Genomic DNA, 19746 nt, shown 5'->3' on the forward strand with positions numbered 1-19746 from the left:
GACCGGTGCGCTAGACCACCGTCGGCGTGATGGTGCAGTCGAGCGCGGCGGGGGCGGCGAGCCGCACCCGATAGGCGCGCAGCTCGTCGCGGCGGAACACGTGCACCAGCACCCGGTCGCCGGGCCGGTATTGCGCCAGCAGCGTGTCGAGCCCGGCCGGCGCGTCCACCTTCAGGCCATCCACCGCCACCAGCACGTCGCCGGCCGACAGGCCGGCCTTGTGCCCCGCGCCGCCCTCGAGCACGGTGGCGAGCGCGAGCGCGTCGCCCTGCTTGCGGGTGCGCACGTCGAGCGAGGGGATGTTGAGCCCCGCCTTCATCTGCAGCGAATAGCCCTGGCCGGCCAGCAGCTCGGCCAGCGGCACGTCGGCCGTGCCATAGGCATGGCGCGCGATGAAGCGGCGCGCGTCCACGCCGGTGGCCTCGCGGATCAGGGCCGGCAGGCCGTCTTCGTCCAGGCCCTGCGCGCGGCCCTGGTAGAAGTCGCGGCCATAGCGTTGCCAGAGCAGCCGCATCACGTCGTCGAGCGAGCGTTCGCCGCCGGTTTCGTTGCGGATCAGCAGGTCCAGGCCCAGGGCCACCAGCGCGCCCTTGGTGTAGTAGCTCACCAGCGCGTTGGGCGAATTCTCGTCCTGCTTGTAGTAGCGGGTCCAGGCATCGAACGAGCTCTCGGCCACCGACTGCTTCAGGCGCCCCGGCGTGCGCAGCACGCTGGAGATGGTCTTGGCCAGCAGGCGCAGATAATCGGTCTGCGTGATCGATTGCGCGCGCAACAACAGCAGGTCGTCGTAGTACGACGTGAAGCCCTCGAACACCCAGAGCAGGCGGGTGAGGTCGGGCGACTGCAGGTCGTAGGGCACGAACGCCGCCGGCTTGATGCGCTTGACGTTCCAGGTGTGGAAATATTCGTGGCTGACCAGCCCGAGGAACTGGCGGTAGCCCTCGCCCTGGCCGGCCTGGCCCAGCACCGGCAGGTCTTTGCGCGAGGTCATGAGCGCGGTGCTGGCGCGATGCTCGAGACCGCCATAGCCGTCGCCCGTGACCATGGTCATGAACACGTAGCGGTCGCTGCTGTCGAGGAAGGGCGCGCGCCGGGTGCGCGGCTCGAAGAAGGCGATCTGCGTGGCGCAGATCTGCTCGACGTCGGCGGCGATGCGCGCCAGGTCCAGCCGCGGGGCCACGCCGGTGAACACCAGCTCGTGTTCGGCGCCGTGGGCGGTGAAGCGGGCCACCTGCGGCGTGCCCATCTCGACCGGATGGTCGATCAGGGCGTCGTAGTCGGGCGCCCGATATCGGCCGAAACCATGGCGGCGCGCCGCCCCGGGCATGCCGCGGGCCTCGGGCAGGCTGGTGTAGACCTTCCAGTTCGGCTCGCCCGCCGGCGCGACGAGGTCCAGCACGCACGGCTGGTCGTCCTGGTCGTGCACGCGCAGAAAGACGCTGGTGCCGTTGAAGAAGCCATGCGATTCGTCCAGATGCGCGCCGCGCACCGACAGATCCCAGGCATAGACGGTGTATTGCAGCTCGAGCGCGCCCGCGGCCGGGTCGGCCTGCCAGGTGTGGTTGTCGAGCTTGCGCACGGCCACCGTGCGGCCGCCGGCGCGTGCGCTCAGCGTTTCGATCTGGCGCGAGAAATCGCGCACCAGGTAGCTGCCGGGGATCCAGGCAGGCAGGGAGAAGATCTGGCCCTCGGCGGCGGGTTGCGCCACCGTCAGGGTAATCCGGTAGCGATGGCCGGCAAGATCGAAGGGCTCGAGGCGGTAAATTACGGGTGCGTCGTTCATCGGCATATCTTATTTCATACCTTTCACCGGAGACATTCTATGAGCGAGTCGTTAGTGCTGGTCGAAACCCGCGGTCGGGTCGGCCTGCTGACCCTGAACCGGCCCAAGGCGCTCAACGCGCTCAATGATCAGCTCATGGACGAGCTGGGGGCGGCGTTGCTGGCGTTCGAGGCCGATGCCGGCATCGGCGCGATCGTCATCACCGGCAGCGAGAAGGCCTTTGCCGCGGGCGCCGACATCGGCGCCATGAAGAGCTGGAGCTACATGGATGTCTACGGCAGCGAATACATCACGCGCAACTGGGAAACCCTCAAGCGCGTGCGCAAGCCGGTGATCGCCGCGGTGGGCGGCTACGCCCTGGGCGGCGGCTGCGAGCTGGCGATGATGTGCGACATCATCATTGCCGCCGACAGCGCGAAGTTCGGCCAGCCGGAAATCAAGCTGGGCGTGATCCCGGGCGCCGGCGGCACGCAGCGCCTGCCGCGCGCCGTGGGCAAGGCCAAGGCCATGGACCTGGTGCTCACCGCCCGCATGATGAACGCCGAGGAGGCCGAGCGCGCCGGACTGGTCTCGCGCGTGGTCGCGGCCGACAAGCTGCTCGAAGAGGCGCTCGACGCCGCCACCGTGATCGCGTCCATGTCGCTGCCCTCGGTCATGCTGGCCAAGGAATGCGTCAATCGCGCCTACGAGGCGCCGCTCAACGAGGGTCTGCTGTTCGAGCGCCGCGTGTTCCATTCGCTGTTCTCGACCGAAGACCAGAAGGAGGGCATGGCGGCCTTCACCGAGAAGCGCAAGCCCGACTTCAAGCACCGCTGAGACGTCCGACCCGTCTCGCCCTGTAGGGATCTGTTGTTTCCGGTCATGCTTGTCATGCCTGGTTGCATGGCCTCTCCGGGTATTTCCAGCCGCCGCTCCGGGTCTGCCCGGCGGCGGTTTTTCATTGGGGCCGCCGGGCGGCGGGCACGCGGTTTGCTACCGCTGCGGGGCTTGCCCGCCGGGTTGCCCGTTGAAACCTTTGCATTGCACTCTGTTGCACGCGGCGCGCCTATCCTGAGTGGGCAAGGCAGTCGGCCCCATGGGCGCAGGACTCGATTCCCTGCGCGGTCCGGGCCGATTCGTTCAGACAACACCAACAAGGAGCCTCACATGCGTACACGAGCAACCCCCGCCCGCCTGCGCTGGCAAGTCATCCTGATGGCGGGAGCGTTGTCCGCCGGTATGGCTTGCTCCGTTTCGGCGCAGACGCCGTCGCCCACGCCCACGCTGCGGCTGGTGTCGGAGACCCCGTACCCGGTCGCGCCCGGCTCGGCCCCCACCGCCGCCATGACCGCGCCGCTGACCGCCGAAGAGCTGCGCGACCTCGCCATCGATGCGTATGTCTACGCCTATCCGATGGTGCTGATGGAAATGACCCGCCGTCACGCCACCAACGTGCAGAGCGCCGTCGCCGGCCGCGCGCCGATGAACCAGTTCGGCCACCGCACCGTGTTCCCGGACGCCAAGAGCACCGACGTGGCCTGGCCCAGCGCCGACACGCTGCATTCCAGCCTCTGGTACGACGTGTCGCGCGAGCCGCTGATCGTGCAGGTGCCCGACGCCGGCAACCGCTACGTGCTGCTCAACGTGCTGGACATGTGGACCGATTCGTTCGCCTCGCGCGGCACCCGCACCAACGGCAAGGGCCCGCAGACCTTCGCCATCGTCGGCCCGAACTGGCAGGGCGTGCTGCCGCCGGGCGTGGATGCCGTGCGCAGCCCCACCGCCTGGGGCTGGGTCGTGGGCCGCGTGCAGACCGCCGGCACCAATGACTACCAGGCCGTCAACCAGTTCCAGGCCGGCCTGACCGCCGTGCCGCTGTCGCAATGGGGCAAGAACTACGGTTTCGTGTCGAACGCACCGGCCAATCCGGCCTGGAACGCGCAGGGCACGCCGGCCGAGCAGGTCGCCGCGCTCGACGCCGCCTCCTACTTCACGCTGTTCGCCGACCTGGTGCGCTCGAATCCGCCGCACGCCAACGACAACCCGATCCTCGATCGCCTGCGCCGCGCCGGCATCGGCGGTCCGCAGCCGTTCGTGTTCAGCCGCCTCGACCCGGCCGTGCAGCAGGCGCTCAGCGAGGCCAAGCCGATCGCCGGCCGCCGCATCGCCGACGCGCTGCCCACGCTGGGCCAGGAGGCCAACGGCTGGGTGACGGTGCGCAGCGGCATCGGCACCTACGGCACCGACTACCTGCGCCGCGCCGCCGTGGCCTATGCCGGCCTGGGCGCCAGCACGCCGGAAGACGTGCTCTACCCGGTGACCTGGGTCGACAGCAAGGGCCGCCTGCTCGAAAGCGGCAAGGACTACGTGCTGCACTTCGAGAAGGACCAACTGCCGCCGGTCGACGGTTTCTGGTCGCTCACGCTGTATGACGCGCGCCAGGGCTTTGCCGACAACACGGCCAATCGCTACTCGGTGCGCAGCACCGATCCGCTGAAGTACAACTCGGACGGCTCGCTGGACATCTACATCCAGCGCGACTATCCGGGCGACAGCAAGGCGAACAACTGGCTGCCCTCGCCGCGCGACGGCAACGTGATGCTCAACCTGCGCCTGTATGCGCCGCGCGACATCGCGCTCGACGGCAAGTGGGCACCGCCCGCCGTCAAGAAGGACTGAGCGCCCGCGCGCACGTCCCCGAGCCCCGCCAGTCCTGGCGGGGCTTTTTCATTGGCGCGCGGGGCGCGCCGGAGGCGAGAATTGGGGGGCGGAATGACGCGGCGGCCAGCGCGGCGGCGAGTGCGGCGGCCAGCGCGGGGCGAGGGTGCCGGCCCGTTGTCCGAGCGCCGCTTTCGATTTGTCGGCGTCTCGCATTTCGGGCTATACTCTGCGGGTTTGACGCATGCGGGATAACACGTGGCTGAATGCCGCGCCGTGGCGACCATCGCGATTAGGCAGACCTGATTTAACCCAGATTGAGCGACTGATACCCTCCAGAGTCGCCGTTTTCCACGAAGTTCCCTGCACGAGCCGTGCGCATCGAGAGCGATCCGATTGCCTGCTTGTGTGGCCAACCCGGCGGAAACGGCCCTTCGGAAGGGGACGAATGCGCCGCGATTTGTGGTGGGCAGCGCCCCGGTAGATGCCGGTGTCCGGTATCTAGATAGGGGCAGGGAAGCTAAATGCAAGAGAGTTTGGTACTTACCGACGCAGACCGCGCAGCCATCAATGCGCGCGCTGTCCGGGAACTCTTGATGGCCGTCGTGGCGCAAGGTGCCATGGGTCTTGCAGCGGCAGCAATCGCGGGGATTGTTGCGGGAGCGACGGCAGGCGTGTCGGCGTTGCTGGGAGCGGGGGCGTATTTCTTGCCCAATGCATTGTTTGCATTGCGCTTGCTGGTGAATGTCGTCAGGTCGGTCCGGCCGAATCCGGTAGCTTTCTTCCTGGGCGAAATGATCAAGCTCATCATGACGGCACTGCTGTTGTGGCTGATCTGGTACTTCACGCACGAATGGCTGGTCATGCCCGCCGTGCTGCTGGGGTTGATCCTGACGCTCAAGGGGTATCTCCTGCTGTTGATGTTCCGCAAGCTGTCATAGCGCAATTAACAATCGTGCATAGCCGGGCCGCAAGGGCCGGTGCACAGCAAACAGGGTAGGATTTCACATGGCTGCAGCCAGTGGCGCGTCGCCTCAGTCCGAGTACATTCAGCACCATCTGGTGCACCTGAACAACATCGGCGAAAAGCAGAGCATCATTGCCCAGTTCGACGTCATCAACTATGACTCGTTGTTCTGGTCGATCCTGATGGGGTTGATCGTCGTTTTCTTCCTGTGGTCGGCCGCTCGTCGCGCCACCGCTGGCGTGCCGGGCCGCTTCCAGGCCTTCGTCGAAATGATCGTCGACATGGTCGATGACCAGGCCAAGGGCATCGTGCACAACGCCAAGAGCCGTCTGTTCGTGGCGCCGCTCGCCCTGACCGTGTTCCTCTGGATCATCCTGATGAACGCGCTCGACCTGCTGCCCGTCGACCTGATGCCCTCCATCTGGCGCCTCACCGGCCTGGGTGCCGAGCACGGCGATCCCCTGTACTACCACCGCATCCTCCCGACCGCCGATCTGAACGTGCCGATGGGCATGTCGCTGGGCGTGCTGCTGCTGATGTTCTATTACGGCATCAAGATCAAGCACCCGGGCGGCTTCGTCAAAGAATTGTTCACCGCCCCGTTCCACGCGCATGGCCTCGCCGCCGTGGTCCTGGCGCCCTTCAACCTGCTGCTGAACCTGATCGAATACGCCGCCAAGTCGGTGTCGCTGGGCATGCGGTTGTTCGGCAACATGTTCGCCGGTGAACTGGTCTTCATGCTGATCGCACTGCTGGGCGGTGCCTGGACGGGTTTCAACGCGAGCAGCATCGGTTTGGGTATTGGGCACGTGTTGGCCGGTTCGGTGTGGGCGATCTTCCACATCCTGATCGTGCTGCTGCAGGCTTTCATCTTCATGATGCTGACGCTGGTGTACATCGGCCAGGCGCACGAAGGGCATTGATCCAAATTTCGGCGCGGGCCGGTGTGGCGCGTGCCGAGTCGCAAGGTTTTCTTGCATTCAAGTAGTACCTGTTTTTAACAATCCTGATTTCAGATTCTTAACCAAGGAGTTGTCATGACCAACGTCGCTTTCGTTGCTCTCGCTTGCGGTCTCATCATCGGTCTGGGCGCTATCGGCGCTTGCATCGGTATCGCACTGATGGGTGGCAAATACCTGGAAGCTTCGGCTCGTCAGCCCGAACTGATGAACGCCCTGCAGACCAAGATGTTCCTGCTGGCCGGCCTGATCGACGCGGCGTTCCTGATCGGCGTGGGTATCGCCATGCTGTTCGCCTTCGCCAACCCGTTCGTCGGTTAATGGCATTGCCCGCCGGCGAAACAGGCGGGCCTGACGCTGGCGGTGGTGCGACCGATGCACCGCTTGCCAGCAAAGTATCGAGTGCTCCGGATTGCTCTCAGAGTGGCCGGGGCCGCAAGGTGTTAAAGGAACGACCGTGAATCTGAACGCGACGATCTTCTTCCAGATGCTCGTGTTCTTCGTTCTGGGCTGGTTCACGATGAAATTCGTGTGGCCGCCCCTGACGAAGGCGATCGATGAGCGCCGCCAAAAAATCGCCGACGGCCTTGCAGCCGCCGAGAAAGGGAAGGCCGATCTGGCCCAGGCCCAGGCGCGTGTCAGTCTGATCGAGGCTTCTGCCAAATCCGAAACCCACGCACGCATCGTCGACGCCGAAAAGCAAGGCGCCGCGCTGATCGAACAGGCTCGCCGCGAGGCCGAAGCCGAGCGCGCCCGTATCGTGGCTCAAGCCGCGCAGGACGCCGCTCAGGAAGTTCAGCGTGCTCGCGATGCACTGCGCGACGAAGTTGCCGCGCTGGCGATCAAGGGTGCCGAACAGATCCTCAAGCGCGAGGTGGATGCCCGCGCCCATGCCGAGCTGCTGAACCAGCTCAAGGCACAGCTTTAATCCGGGAACGTCATGGCTGAACTTTCCACTGTTGCCCGTCCCTACGCCGAAGCGCTCTTCGGCGCAGCGCGCGACGACAAGGCCGGTCTGGCAGTATGGGCTGGCCTGGTCGATGAACTGGCCCAGGTTGCCGCCAACGCCGACGTGCGCGAAGCGATGACCGACCCGCGTCTGAACGATGCCCAGCGTGCTCAGGTTTTCACCAGCCTGGTCAAGACTGAGCTGCCGCAGGCCGCGCGCAATTTCATCGACCTGCTGGTCCAGAACGACCGGTTGCTGCTTTTGCCCCTCATCGCCACCCAGTTCGCAGAACTGAAGAATCGTCACGAGGGCACGGCGCAGGCGGAAATCACCAGCGCATTCGAACTCAGCGATGCCCAGGTCAAAGAGCTGATCGGCGCGCTCGAAGGCAAATTCGGTCTCAAGCTCAAGGCGCACGTGTCCGTCGATCAGTCGCTGATCGGTGGCGTGCGCGTGGCAGTCGGGGACCAGGTGCTCGATACTTCCGTCAAAGCCCAACTGACCCGCTTGCGCGATACGCTGGCCGCTTAAGGCAGGCGAGACTAATAGGATTCCAGGAGTCAATATGCAACTCAATCCCTCCGAGATCAGCGAACTGCTCAAGAGCCGCATCGAGGGCCTGGGCGCTTCGACTGATGTTCGTACCCAGGGTACCGTGGTCTCCGTGACCGACGGTATCACCCGCGTCCACGGCCTGTCCGACGTGATGCAGGGCGAAATGCTCGAATTTCCCAACAATGTGTTCGGTCTGGCACTGAACCTCGAACGCGACTCGGTCGGCGCCGTGATTCTGGGCGACTACACCGGCGTGTCCGAAGGCGACCAGGTCAAGACCACCGGCCGCATTCTCGAAGTGCCGGTCGGCCCCGCCCTGAAGGGCCGCGTGGTCAACACGCTGGGTGCCCCGATCGACGGCAAGGGTCCGATCAACACGACCGAAACCGACATCATCGAAAAAGTGGCGCCCGGCGTTATCGCCCGCCGCTCGGTGTCGCAGCCGCTGCAAACCGGTATCAAGGCCATCGACTCGATGGTGCCGATCGGCCGTGGCCAGCGCGAGCTGATCATCGGCGACCGCCAGACCGGCAAGACCGCCGTTGCCGTCGACACGATCATCAGCCAGAAGGGCAAGGGCGTCACCTGCGTGTACGTCGCCATCGGCCAGAAGGCATCGACGATCAACAACGTGGTGCGCAAGCTCGAAGAGCACGGCGCCATGGAATACACCATCGTCGTGGCCGCTTCGGCCTCCGACTCGGCCGCCATGCAGTACCTGGCCGCCTACGCCGGTTGCACGATGGGCGAATACTTCCGCGATCGCGGCGAAGACGCCCTGATCGTCTATGACGACCTGACCAAGCAGGCCTGGGCCTACCGTCAAGTCTCGCTGCTGCTGCGCCGTCCGCCGGGCCGCGAAGCCTACCCGGGCGACGTGTTCTACCTGCACTCGCGCCTGCTGGAGCGTGCCGCTCGCGTCAACGAAGAGTACGTCGAGAAGTTCACCAACGGCGCCGTCAAGGGCAAGACCGGCTCGCTCACCGCGCTGCCGATCATCGAAACCCAGGCAGGCGACGTGTCGGCCTTCGTTCCGACCAACGTGATCTCGATCACCGACGGCCAGATCTACCTCGAAACCGACCTGTTCAACGCTGGTGTGCGTCCCGCCATCAACGCCGGTGTGTCGGTGTCGCGTGTGGGCGGTGCCGCCCAGACCAAGATCGTGAAGAAGCTGTCCGGCGGTATCCGTACCGACCTGGCGCAATATCGCGAACTGGCCGCGTTCGCCCAATTCGCCTCCGACCTCGACGACGCGACCCGTCGCCAGCTCGAGCGCGGCAAGCGCGTCGTGGAGCTCCTCAAGCAGCCGCAATACCAGCCGCTGCAAGTGTGGGAACTCGGCGTCTCGCTGTACACGGTGAACAACGGTTTCCTGGATGACGTCGATGTGGCGCAGGTCCTGTCGTTCGAGAAGTCGTTCAAGGATCACCTGAAGGCGAAGCACGCCGCGATGATCCAGCGCATCGAAGACACCAAGGAACTGTCCAAGGATGACGAAGCCGAACTGGCTGCCGCCCTCCAGGATTTCAAGAAGCACGGTGCTTTTTAAGGCAACTGTCTGACGTAGCGATGGGCGGCGACGCCCATCCTACGGTAGGGCGGGGTTAGCCCCGGCTGCACCGCCCAAGCCGACTCAACAGGAAAGCGCAATGCCCGGAATCAAGGAAATCCGAACCAAGATCAAGAGCGTGCAAAACACGCGCAAGATCACCAAGGCGATGGAGATGGTCGCCGCGTCCAAGATGCGCAAGGCGCAGGAACGGATGCGCGCTGGCCGCCCGTATGCCACCAAGGTGCGCGAGATCGCTGCTCACCTGATGCAGGCCAACCCGGAATACAACCACCCCTATCTTCATGAACGTGAAGTGAAGGCCGTGGGCGTGGTCCTGGTGACGACCGACAAGGGTCTTTGCGGTGGCCTGAACACCAACATCAGCCGCGTCACCCTCGGCCGCCTGAAGGAATTCGAGAAAGCCGGCATCGCCGTGCAGACGACCGCCTTCGGCAACAAGGGCATGTCGCTGCTCACGCGTATCGGCGCCAAGCTGGTCTCGCAGGAAGTCCAACTGGGCGACAAGCCTGATCTCGACCGTCTGCTCGGCGCGATCAAGGTCCAGCTCGACGACTACCTCGAAGGCCGTATCGACGCGCTGTACGTGGCGACCACCCGCTTCGTCAATACGATGAAGCAGGAGCCGGTGTTCCTGCGCCTGTTGCCGCTGGCCTCCGGTTTGGATGATCCGTACCAGACGGGCGCCGAGACCCTGGCCGAGACGGCCGAGGTCAAGTCGGAGTACAGCTGGGACTACATCTACGAACCCGATGCCAAGAGCGTGATCGACGATCTGTTGCAGCGCTACGTCGAAGGCCTTCTGTACCAGGCCGTGGCCGAGAACATGGCTTCGGAACAGTCCGCGCGCATGGTGGCCATGAAGGCCGCCTCGGACAACGCCAAGAAGGTCATCGGTGAGCTGCAACTGGTCTACAACAAGACCCGTCAAGCCGCGATCACCAAGGAAATTTCGGAAATCGTAGGGGGCGCTGCCGCGGTGTAACCCGGCAGTATCCCGTCAAAATATCAAGGAATCGACATGAGCAACGGAACCATCGTTCAGTGCATCGGCGCCGTGGTGGACATTCAGTTCCCCCGCGATAGCATGCCCAAGATCTACGAAGCGCTCACCCTGGCCGACGACGAGGGTTCCTCGTTCGCGGAAAAGGGCCTGACGCTCGAAGTGCAACAACAGCTCGGCGACGGCGTGGTGCGTACCATCGCCCTGGGTTCGTCGGACGGCCTGCGCCGCGGCATGAAGGTCGCCGGCACCGGCGCCCCGATCTCGGTCCCCGTGGGTCACGGCACCCTGGGCCGCATCATGGACGTGCTGGGTCGCCCGATCGACGAAGCCGGCCCGATCGCTTCGGAAGAAAAGCGCGCCATTCACCAGGCCGCCCCGAAGTTCGACGAGCTGTCGCCCTCCGTGGAACTGCTCGAAACCGGCATCAAGGTTATCGACCTGGTCTGCCCGTTCGCCAAGGGCGGCAAGGTGGGTCTGTTCGGTGGCGCCGGCGTCGGCAAGACCGTGAACATGATGGAACTCATCAACAACATCGCCAAGCAGCACAGCGGCTTGTCGGTGTTCGCTGGTGTGGGCGAGCGTACCCGCGAAGGCAACGACTTCTACCACGAAATGGAAGAGTCGAACGTTCTCGACAAGGTCGCCATGGTGTTCGGTCAGATGAACGAACCCCCGGGCAACCGTCTGCGCGTGGCACTGACCGGCCTGACGATGGCCGAGAAGTTCCGTGACGAAGGCCGTGACATCCTGTTCTTCGTCGACAACATCTACCGCTACACCCTGGCCGGTACCGAAGTGTCGGCACTGCTGGGTCGTATGCCGTCGGCCGTGGGCTACCAGCCCACGCTGGCCGAGGAAATGGGCGTTCTGCAAGAGCGCATCACCTCGACCAAGACCGGCTCGATCACCTCGATCCAGGCCGTGTACGTGCCTGCCGACGACTTGACCGACCCGTCGCCCGCCACGACCTTCCAGCATCTGGACTCCACCGTCGTGCTGTCGCGTGACATCGCCTCGCTGGGTATCTACCCCGCCGTGGATCCGCTCGATTCCTCGAGCCGCCAGCTCGACCCGCAAGTCGTGGGCGAAGAGCACTACGCGGTGGCCCGTGGCGTGCAGCAGACGCTGCAGCGCTACAAGGAACTGCGCGACATCATCGCGATTCTGGGCATGGACGAACTGTCGCCGGAAGACAAGCAATCGGTCGCCCGCGCCCGCAAGATCCAGCGCTTCCTGTCGCAGCCGTTCCACGTGGCTGAAGTGTTCACCGGTTCGCCGGGCAAGTACGTGCCGCTGGCCGAAACCATCCGTGGTTTCAAGATGATCGTCAACGGCGAGTGCGATTCGCTGCCCGAGCAGGCCTTCTACATGGTCGGCACGATCGACGAGGCCTTCGAGAAGGCCAAGAAACTGCAATAAGGACCTGTTATGGCTACCCTGCATGTCGATGTGGTCAGCGCGGAAGAAGCGATCTTCACCGGTGAGGCGAAGTTCGTGGTTCTGCCTGGCGAGTCGGGCGAGCTGGGCATTCTGCCCGGCCACACCCCGCTCATTTCGCGCATCCGCCCCGGGACGGTCAAGATCGTCCGTGCCGACGAAGGCGAGGAAACCATCTTCGTCGCCGGGGGCATTCTGGAAGTGCAACCTGGCAGCGTGACCGTCCTGGCCGATACGGCCATCCGGGCCGCTGACCTGGACGAAGCCCGTGCCGTGGCGGCGCGCGAAAAGGCGGAAGACGCCCTGCGCAACGCCAAGAACAAGGAAGACATCGCCGTGGTCGAGGCCGAGCTCGCCATGCTGGCTGCGCAAGCCGCCGCGGCCCGTCGTCTGCGTTCGGGCCGTTCTTCGCACTGATCCATTGCGGTACGCCGGGTCTGTCCCGGCACACGACAAAGGCGGCTTCGGCCGCCTTTGTCGTTTCCGGCCTCCGCGCAGGAAACGAGGCGCCGCGCGCGGGTTGGCGCATCTGCCGCGCCCTCGGCTCGTGCCAGGCCGTGGCCGCGCTGCGCGCGTGCGCCGGTGCGGCCACGTCGGCGGGCTCGGGCCTGCGTCCGAATCAGGGCAGCGCGGGGCGGGCGCCTGCCGCGCCGCAACACCCGGTATGCCGCCCGGGCGCTACGCGTAAACCGCATTGCGGTCACCGCGCATAGGCAGCCCCGATCGACCTCTCTAGCCTGTGGTTTCGTTCCACCACACCAGGAGGTCGTCATGCGTGAGGTCCGAGAGTATGCGGTCGTGATGGCGCCAGGCCGTGGCGACTGGGTCGAGCAGTGGCTGACGGCGCCCAGCCATCAGGCCACGGCGCGTTTCTTCCCGGTCGATCCCTGCGCGCATGGCGATGGCTCGCCGTGCTGGCTGGCCCAGGCCACGCTGATGCTGCGCCGTTTCGATGCCTGCCTGCTGCCGGTCGAGCCCGCCACCCTGTCGTGGGCCCGCACCGCGATGGCCGGCGCGCGAGCGCATCTTGGTACGCCGGTGCTGGCGCTGGTGCGCAAGGTCCGCGCCGCGGGCGTCCTCGATCTCACCGAGCTCGGCGTGGCCGATTACCTGATCGCGCCGCCGGGCGCCGAAGAGCTGCGCGTGCGCACCGAAATGGCGCTGGCACGCCAGCGCGTCCGGCCCTCGCTGGCAGACGTGCTGCCGGAGATCCCGGCGCCGGCGGCCGCGCCCGCTCAGGTCACCAACGGGCTGGCCTGGCGCTACGACGTCGCCCAGGGGGTGTTCCAGGATCCCGCCGAAGAGGCCGAGGCGCAGTCCGATGCCGCGCTGGCCGGCCCACAGGCCGCCGCGCCCGTCTTCACCCCGCCGGGCGTGGTGTTCGATATCGCGTCGGTGCAGTTGCTGCGCGAGCATCTGGCCGTGTTGCGCGAGCCCGCGCCGCGCCTGATCGACCCGCATGCCGAGGCCGACCCGGATACCGATCCCGATGCCGACTCGCCCGTCGGCGCCTGGGACGACACCGATCAACTGATCGATTCGCCGTTCGGGCAGGCCAAGGCCGAGATGGCGGGGCGCTTCGAGCGCGCCTATCTGCATCGCTGCCTGCTGCGTCATGGCGGCAACGTCACGCAGGCCGCGCGCGCCTCCGCCAAGCACCGGCGCGCCTTCTGGGCGCTGATGCGCAAGCACCAGATCCGTGCCGCGCCTTACCGCGCGCTCGAGCAGGGCGCCATGTCGCCCTGGCTCGACGCCGACGCGATCAAGGCGGCCTTGCGATGAGGCCGCCGCGCATCCCGGCGGTGCCCGTGCCCGCGTCCGCGCCCGCGCCCGCGTCCGCGTTCGCGCTTCTCGGCGCGCGCCGCGGCAGCGCCGCGCGGGCATTGGCGTGCATGCGCGGCGCGTTGGAGGCAGGTCAAGGGACACATCCGATTCGGGCGGTAAAATCCAGGCTTCCCTTTGACGAGGTCAGTCGTGTCCGCTCCCCTGAAGAACGATGTGTTCCTGCGCGCCCTGCTGCGCGAGCCCGTGCCGTATACGCCGATCTGGCTGATGCGTCAGGCGGGCCGCTACCTGCCGGAATACAACGCCACGCGCTCGCGCGCCGGCTCGTTCATGGGGCTCGCACAGAATCCCGACTACGCCGCCGAAGTCACGCTGCAGCCGCTGGCGCGCTATCCGCTCGATGCGGCCATCCTGTTCTCCGACATCCTCACCGTGCCCGATGCGATGGGCCTGGGCCTGTCGTTCGCGCCGGGCGAGGGCCCGCGCTTCGCCACGCCGGTGCGTACCGAGGCCGACGTGGCGCGCCTGGCCGAGCCCGATCTGGATCGGCTGCGCTATGTGTTCGACGCGGTGCGGGTGATCCGGCGCGAGCTCGACGGCCGGGTGCCGCTGATCGGTTTCGCCGGCAGCCCCTGGACCATCGCCTGCTACATGGTCGAAGGCCGGGGCAGCGACGACTATCGCCAGATCAAGACCATGCTCTACGCGCGTCCCGACCTGGTGCATCGCATGCTCGAGATCAACGCGCGCGCCACCGCGGCATACCTCAACGCCCAGATCGACGCGGGCGCGCAGGCCGTCATGCTGTTCGACAGCTGGGGCGGCGTGCTGGCCGACGGGCTGTACCAGCAGTTCTCGCTGGCCTACACCCGACAGGTGGTGCAGGCGCTCAAGCGCGAAAACGAAGGCCGCCGCGTGCCGGTCATCGTCTTCACCAAGGGTGGCGGCCTCTGGCTCGAAGAAATCGCGGGCTGTGGTGCCGATGCCGTCGGCCTCGACTGGACCGTCAACCTCGGGCAGGCGCGCGAGCGCGTGGCCGACCGGGTGGCGCTGCAGGGCAATCTCGATCCCATGACGCTGTTCGGTGGCGCGCAGGCCATCCGCCAGGAGGCCCGCCGCACGATCGACGCATTCGGCGAGGTGGGCAAGGGCGGCCACGTGTTCAATCTGGGCCATGGCATTTCGCAGTTCACGCCGCCGGAAGCGGTCACCGAACTGGTCGACGAAGTCCATGCCTACAGCCGGGCTTTCCACAGTAAGTGAGTGGCCGCTAGCCCCGAAATGGGCGTAAATTGAGCATGGCCCCTTATAGTTGTGCACAGCAGCGACGCCATCGGTGTTTACCCGTGAAACAAAGGCCCGGCTCTTGCTTTACAGCATAAGTTCATGAATCAAAACGATTTTTCGCGAGGGTTGGCAAATGGCGGGGCGGGAGCCTCAAAATTTCCATCCTCCGAAATTCGGCTTGTTCGGCGTTTTTCCCCAAAGTTATCCACAGGCGCTCCGATTTTGATCGCACTTCACTCGGATCCGCGTCACCTTAGCGTCATCATCCAGAATTCACTTTAAGTTTGAATCCGTCCCTGCCCCTTCTCGATCTGTTGTCCGACCCCGAGTCGGCCGCAGCCTCGGCCCCCGGCGATGTCGGGCCCGGGGGCGGTGAGGCGCCTGCGGCCCCGGCCAAGCCGCCCAAGGGGCGCAAGCGCAGCGCCTCGCGCACCGCGGCGGGTCGCGACGCCGACGGCGCCGATCCGGCGGCGGCCGCGCCGGCTGACGCGCCCGAGATCGACGCCGGGCCGCCGGTCTGGCACCGGGTTGCGCTCGACGTACCGCTCGACGGGCCGTTCGACTACCGTGCCACGGAGCAGATTCCCGCCGGTTCACGCGTGATCGTGCCGTTCGGCCGGCGCCAGATGGTGGGCGTGGTGGTCGGCCACCCCGACGCGCCCGCGATCGATGCGGCCCAGGTCAAGGCCATCGAGCAGGTGTTGCAGGATCTCCCGCCGTTTCCCGACGACTGGCTGCGGCTCGCCACCTTCGCCGCCGAGTACTACCAGCGTCCGGTGGGCGAGGTGATGCTGCCGGTGTTGCCGGGGCCGCTGCGCAAGCCCACGGCCTACCAGGGCAAGCGGTCCGGCCTGGGGCCGGTGGCCCGCCTGGACGCGCGCAAGACGCGCAAGGCGCGCGGCGAGGCCACGCCCGACCAGGCGCCGTCGCTCAACGAGGCGCAGCAGCAGGCGGCCGACGCCATCACGGCCATCGAGGGCTTCAAGGCGGTGTTGCTCCATGGCGTGACCGGCAGCGGCAAGACCGAGGTCTATCTGCACGCCGCCGCCCACGCGCTGGCGCAGGGCCGCCAGGTGCTGCTGATGGTGCCCGAAATCAATCTCACGCCCCAGCTCGAGGCGGCGCTGCGCGCGCGGCTCGAGGCCGTGGTCGGCACCGACGGCGTGGCGGTGATGCACAGCGGGCTCTCCGACGGCCAGCGTGTCGAGGCCTGGGCGCGCGCGCAACGGGGCCAGGCGCGCATGGTGCTCGGCACGCGCATGTCGATCTTCGTGCCGCTGCCCGACCTCGGCCTGATCGTGGTCGACGAAGAGCACGACACCTCCTACAAACAACAGGAAGGGCTGCGCTATTCGGCCCGCGACCTGGCCGTGTGGCGTGCCCACGACCGCAACGTGCCGGTGGTGCTCGGGTCGGCCACGCCTTCGCTCGAAACCTGGAACCACGCGCAGCGCGGGCGCTATCTGCTGCTCACGCTGCCCGGCCGCGCCCGCGCGGCCGAGCTGCCCAGGATGCGGCTGGTCGACACCCGCCGGCTGCAACTCAAGCACGGCATGTCGCCGCAGCTGATCGATGCCATCACCGATCGGCTCGCCCGGGGCGAGCAGGCGCTGGTGTTCCTCAATCGGCGCGGTTATGCGCCGGTGCTGCATTGCGCGTCGTGCGGCTGGATCACGCACTGCCCGCGCTGCTCCACCTACACCGTGCTGCATCGCGGCCAGGGTAGCGGCTACCGGCTGCATTGCCATCACTGCGGCTACCAGGCCCAGGTGCCGCGCGCCTGCCCCGAATGCGGCGACCAGGATCTGCAGCCGATGGGACGCGGCACCCAACGCATCGAAGAGCATCTCGCCGAGCTCTTCCCCGAGGCGCGCATCTCCCGCATCGACGCCGACAGCACGCGCAAGAAGGGCAGCGCGCAATCCCTCTTCGCCGCGGTGCACGCGGGCGAGGTCGACATCCTCGTCGGCACGCAGATGGTGGCCAAGGGCCATGATTTCGCCCGCCTCGGGCTGGTGGGCGTGCTCAACGCCGATTCGATGCTGTTCGCCCAGGACTTCCGCGCGCCCGAGCGCCTGTTCGCGCAGCTGATGCAGGTGGCGGGCCGCGCCGGCCGCCATACCGGCGGCGGCGAGGTGCTGATCCAGACCGGCTACCCCGAGCAGCAGGTCTATCAGGCGCTGCTGCGGCACGACTACGCCGGCTTCGCGCGCCATGCCCTCGAAGAGCGCGAAGACACCGGCATGCCGCCCTTCGCCTATCAGGCGTTGCTCACGGCCGAGGGGCGCGAGCTCGCGCAGGCCTTGGCTTTCCTGCAACAGGCGCGCGATCTCGCCGAAGGGAGCGCGCTGCCCGGCGCCGAGGCGATTACACTCTACGATCCCGTGCCGCTGCGTGTGGTGCGGGTCGCCAACGTCGAGCGCGCGCAGCTGCTGGTCGAGAGTGCCAGCCGGCCGGCGCTGCAGGCCTTCCTGCGGTTCTGGCTCTACGAGCTGCAGCCCCTGGCATCACAGGCGCGCGTGCGCTGGCAGCTCGAAGTCGACCCCATGGAGATCTAGCCGCCCGCGTGTCCGCATGCGCTCGCGCTTGCGGGTGCGCCGCCCGCCGTCGTCCCTCCGCTGCTTTTCCTTCTGCCCCGCAATGTCCCAAGATACCCCGATCGGCCATGGCCTGAATCCCGCCCAGAAAGAGGCGGTGCTGTATCTGGACGGCCCCTGCCTGGTGCTGGCCGGCGCCGGCAGCGGCAAGACCCGCGTGATCACGCAGAAGATCGCCTACCTGCTGCGCGAATGCGGCTATATGGGCCGCAACGTCGTGGCCCTCACCTTCACCAACAAGGCCGCGCGCGAGATGGCCGAGCGCGTGAAGGAGATCGTCGACCGCAAGCTCGCCAAGGGGCTCACGATCTCGACCTTCCATGCGCTGGGCGTGAAGCTGTTGCGCGAAGAGGCCGTGCACGCCGGCCTCAAGCCCACCTTTTCGATCCTGGATGCCGACGACGCGCTCGCGATCATCCAGGAGCTGCTCGCCACCACGGACCGGAACCGCCTGCGCGAAGTGCAGGGCATCATCTCGCTCTGGAAAAACGCGCTGCTCGAGCCCGACCAGGCCGCCAACGTGGCCGTCACGCCGACCGAGGTCGAGGCGGTGCACATCTATCGCAGCTATGCCGCCACGCTCGCGGCCTACCAGGCGGTCGACTTCGACGACCTGATCCGCATCCCGGCATTGCTGCTCGAGAGCAACGAGGAGGTCCGCACGCGCTGGCAGAATCGCGTGCGCTACCTGCTGGTCGACGAATACCAGGACACCAACGTGTGCCAATACCGCCTGGTGCAGCTGCTCACCGGCATGCGCGCGATGTTCACGGCCGTGGGCGACGACGACCAGGCGATCTACGCCTGGCGCGGCGCCACCATCGAAAACCTGGCCAAGCTCACCACCGACTACGACAACCTCAAGCTCATCAAGCTCGAGCAGAACTACCGCTCGGTGCAGCGCATCCTGCACGCGGCCAACAACGTGATCGAGCGCAATCCCAAGCTGTTCGAGAAAAAACTCTGGTCCGACCTGGGCTACGGCGAGCCGATCCAGGTCACGGCCATGGAGGGCGACGAGCACGAGGCCGAGTCGATCGGCATGAAGCTCTCGGCCGCGCGCTTCGAACGCCAGGCCGAGTGGCGCGACTTCGCCATTCTCTACCGCAGCAACCATCAATCGCGCATTCTCGAGCAGGCGCTGCGCAACCTGAAGATCCCGTACACGATCTCGGGCGGCCAGAGCTTCTTCGACAAGGCCGAGGTGCGCGACATCCTGGCCTATTTGCGGCTGGTGGCCAACGACGAAGACGATCCGGCCTTCATCCGCGCCGCCACCACGCCCAAGCGCGGCATCGGGCAGGCCACGCTGCAGGTGCTGGGCACCTACGCGGCCGGCCGCCAGATATCGCTGCTGGCCGCGGTGGCCGAGAGCGGCATCGAGGCGCAGCTCGCGCCGCGCCAGCTCGAACCGCTGCGCACCTTTGCCGAGTTCATCCGTCGCATCCAGTGGCGCGCCGGCCGCGGCGCCGACGGCAGCAGCACGCGCGCGGCCGAGCCCGCGGGCCCGCTGCTCGACGATCTCGTCGAGGCGATCCAATACGAGCGCTACCTCTACGACATGTTCGACGAACGGCCGGCGCAGACGCGCTGGCAGAACGTGCTGGAGCTCACCGGCTGGCTCAAGCGCAAGGCCGATGAAGACGGCATGACGCTGTTCGAGCTGGTGCAGCACGTCGCGCTGGTGACCATGCTGGAGCGCGGCGAGGACGAGGAGGAGCCCGACGCGGTCAAGCTCTCGACCCTGCACGCGTCCAAGGGTCTCGAGTATCCGCACGTCTATCTGGCCGGCGTCGAGGAAGGGCTGCTGCCCCACCTCGGCCGCGACGAGGAAGACACCGACCCCGACAGCGCCGCCAATTCGCTGGCCGTGCGCATCCAGGAAGAGCGCCGGCTGATGTACGTGGGCATCACGCGCGCCAAGCGCAGCCTGCATCTGTCCTGGTGCAAGCGCCGCCGCCGCGCCCGCGAAGATCGCGCCTGCGAACCCTCGCGCTTCATCGAAGAGATGGGCCTGGAGCAACCCGGCATCGTCGAAGACGACGCCACCGCCGCCCTCACCCCCAAGGCCCGCCTCGACATGCTCAAGGCCCTGCTGAAGAAGTAACCCGAGCCCCCGCGCCGCCTGCCGCCCCACCCCGAAAAGGTGTCAGACTGCATTTATCGAAAAGGTGTCAGACTGCATTTTCCCGGCCGCCCCGCGTGCGCCGA

16 protein-coding genes are annotated in these 19746 nt (G+C 66.6%); 15 read left to right on the plus strand and 1 reads right to left on the minus strand.

The window, feature by feature from the left end; all coding sequences use genetic code 11:
* Positions 1 to 10 precede the first annotated feature (10 nt).
* On the minus strand, positions 11 to 1789 hold the full coding sequence (locus tag CEG14_RS02000; RefSeq protein ID WP_094824675.1) for a M61 family metallopeptidase: 1779 nt from the start codon (positions 1787 to 1789) through the stop codon (positions 11 to 13).
* A 33-nt stretch (positions 1790 to 1822) separates the two neighbouring features.
* Here CEG14_RS02000 and CEG14_RS02005 point away from each other — a divergent pair, with 33 nt between their 5' ends.
* The 15 genes from CEG14_RS02005 (at position 1823) to CEG14_RS02075 (ending at position 19642) form a co-directional block, all read left to right on the plus strand.
* On the plus strand, positions 1823 to 2599 hold the full coding sequence (locus CEG14_RS02005; protein ID WP_094824676.1) for an enoyl-CoA hydratase: 777 nt from the start codon (positions 1823 to 1825) through the stop codon (positions 2597 to 2599).
* A 330-nt stretch (positions 2600 to 2929) separates the two neighbouring features.
* On the plus strand, positions 2930 to 4441 hold the full coding sequence (locus CEG14_RS02010) for a DUF1254 domain-containing protein (RefSeq protein ID WP_094824677.1): 1512 nt from the start codon (positions 2930 to 2932) through the stop codon (positions 4439 to 4441).
* A 503-nt stretch (positions 4442 to 4944) separates the two neighbouring features.
* Entirely contained in the window at positions 4945 to 5361 is a 417-nt protein-coding gene (locus CEG14_RS02015; RefSeq protein WP_094824678.1) for an ATP synthase subunit I, read from the plus strand.
* Between the two features lie 67 nt (positions 5362 to 5428).
* A complete protein-coding gene (gene atpB, locus CEG14_RS02020) occupies positions 5429 to 6310 on the plus strand; it encodes a F0F1 ATP synthase subunit A (RefSeq protein ID WP_094824679.1) in 882 nt (293 codons plus the stop codon).
* Between the two features lie 114 nt (positions 6311 to 6424).
* Complete coding sequence (atpE, locus tag CEG14_RS02025; protein WP_003815363.1) at positions 6425 to 6667, plus strand: F0F1 ATP synthase subunit C; 243 nt, start codon at positions 6425 to 6427, stop codon at positions 6665 to 6667.
* 136 nt (positions 6668 to 6803) lie between these two features.
* The gene (locus tag CEG14_RS02030; RefSeq protein WP_094824680.1) at positions 6804 to 7274 is read left to right on the plus strand and encodes a F0F1 ATP synthase subunit B; all 471 of its coding nucleotides are present in this window, start codon (positions 6804 to 6806) and stop codon (positions 7272 to 7274) included.
* A 12-nt stretch (positions 7275 to 7286) separates the two neighbouring features.
* Complete coding sequence (locus tag CEG14_RS02035) at positions 7287 to 7826, plus strand: F0F1 ATP synthase subunit delta (RefSeq protein WP_094824681.1); 540 nt, start codon at positions 7287 to 7289, stop codon at positions 7824 to 7826.
* A gap of 34 nt (positions 7827 to 7860) precedes the next feature.
* The gene (gene atpA, locus CEG14_RS02040) at positions 7861 to 9402 is read left to right on the plus strand and encodes a F0F1 ATP synthase subunit alpha (protein ID WP_094824682.1); all 1542 of its coding nucleotides are present in this window, start codon (positions 7861 to 7863) and stop codon (positions 9400 to 9402) included.
* 100 nt (positions 9403 to 9502) lie between these two features.
* A complete protein-coding gene (gene atpG, locus CEG14_RS02045; RefSeq protein ID WP_094824683.1) occupies positions 9503 to 10408 on the plus strand; it encodes a F0F1 ATP synthase subunit gamma in 906 nt (301 codons plus the stop codon).
* 36 nt (positions 10409 to 10444) lie between these two features.
* Positions 10445 to 11848, plus strand: a complete 1404-nt coding sequence (gene atpD / locus CEG14_RS02050) for a F0F1 ATP synthase subunit beta (protein WP_094824684.1) — start codon at positions 10445 to 10447, stop codon at positions 11846 to 11848.
* A gap of 9 nt (positions 11849 to 11857) precedes the next feature.
* Positions 11858 to 12283: a F0F1 ATP synthase subunit epsilon gene (locus CEG14_RS02055; protein WP_094824685.1), complete on the plus strand. Its 426-nt coding sequence runs from the start codon at positions 11858 to 11860 to the stop codon at positions 12281 to 12283.
* Between the two features lie 354 nt (positions 12284 to 12637).
* Positions 12638 to 13648 (plus strand): hypothetical protein, encoded by a 1011-nt coding sequence (locus CEG14_RS26540; protein WP_256985558.1) that lies wholly within the window; start codon positions 12638 to 12640, stop codon positions 13646 to 13648.
* Positions 13649 to 13840: 192 nt separating this feature from the next.
* Entirely contained in the window at positions 13841 to 14914 is a 1074-nt protein-coding gene (hemE, locus tag CEG14_RS02065) for a uroporphyrinogen decarboxylase (protein ID WP_094824686.1), read from the plus strand.
* Between the two features lie 521 nt (positions 14915 to 15435).
* Positions 15436 to 17496, plus strand: coding sequence for a primosomal protein N' (locus CEG14_RS02070; RefSeq protein ID WP_094825253.1), 2061 nt, complete (start codon positions 15436 to 15438; stop codon positions 17494 to 17496).
* A gap of 82 nt (positions 17497 to 17578) precedes the next feature.
* Positions 17579 to 19642 (plus strand): UvrD-helicase domain-containing protein, encoded by a 2064-nt coding sequence (locus CEG14_RS02075; RefSeq protein ID WP_094824687.1) that lies wholly within the window; start codon positions 17579 to 17581, stop codon positions 19640 to 19642.
* Positions 19643 to 19746 lie beyond the last annotated feature (104 nt).

Origin of the sequence: Bordetella genomosp. 1 (assembly GCF_002261335.1) — a bacterium.
Classification (GTDB): domain Bacteria; phylum Pseudomonadota; class Gammaproteobacteria; order Burkholderiales; family Burkholderiaceae_B; genus Bordetella.

Bases quoted from the DNA above. Each gene is read 5' to 3' on its own strand.
- CEG14_RS02000 (WP_094824675.1), bottom strand. From the start codon at position 1,789: ATGCCGATGAACGACGCACCCGTAATTTACCGCCTCGAGCCCTTCGAT.
- CEG14_RS02005 (WP_094824676.1), top strand. From the start codon at position 1,823: ATGAGCGAGTCGTTAGTGCTGGTCGAAACCCGCGGTCGGGTCGGCCTG.
- CEG14_RS02010 (WP_094824677.1), top strand. From the start codon at position 2,930: ATGCGTACACGAGCAACCCCCGCCCGCCTGCGCTGGCAAGTCATCCTG.
- CEG14_RS02015 (WP_094824678.1), top strand. From the start codon at position 4,945: ATGCAAGAGAGTTTGGTACTTACCGACGCAGACCGCGCAGCCATCAAT.
- atpB (WP_094824679.1), top strand. From the start codon at position 5,429: ATGGCTGCAGCCAGTGGCGCGTCGCCTCAGTCCGAGTACATTCAGCAC.
- atpE (WP_003815363.1), top strand. From the start codon at position 6,425: ATGACCAACGTCGCTTTCGTTGCTCTCGCTTGCGGTCTCATCATCGGT.
- CEG14_RS02035 (WP_094824681.1), top strand. From the start codon at position 7,287: ATGGCTGAACTTTCCACTGTTGCCCGTCCCTACGCCGAAGCGCTCTTC.
- atpA (WP_094824682.1), top strand. From the start codon at position 7,861: ATGCAACTCAATCCCTCCGAGATCAGCGAACTGCTCAAGAGCCGCATC.
- atpG (WP_094824683.1), top strand. From the start codon at position 9,503: ATGCCCGGAATCAAGGAAATCCGAACCAAGATCAAGAGCGTGCAAAAC.
- atpD (WP_094824684.1), top strand. From the start codon at position 10,445: ATGAGCAACGGAACCATCGTTCAGTGCATCGGCGCCGTGGTGGACATT.
- CEG14_RS02055 (WP_094824685.1), top strand. From the start codon at position 11,858: ATGGCTACCCTGCATGTCGATGTGGTCAGCGCGGAAGAAGCGATCTTC.
- CEG14_RS26540 (WP_256985558.1), top strand. From the start codon at position 12,638: ATGCGTGAGGTCCGAGAGTATGCGGTCGTGATGGCGCCAGGCCGTGGC.
- CEG14_RS02075 (WP_094824687.1), top strand. From the start codon at position 17,579: ATGTCCCAAGATACCCCGATCGGCCATGGCCTGAATCCCGCCCAGAAA.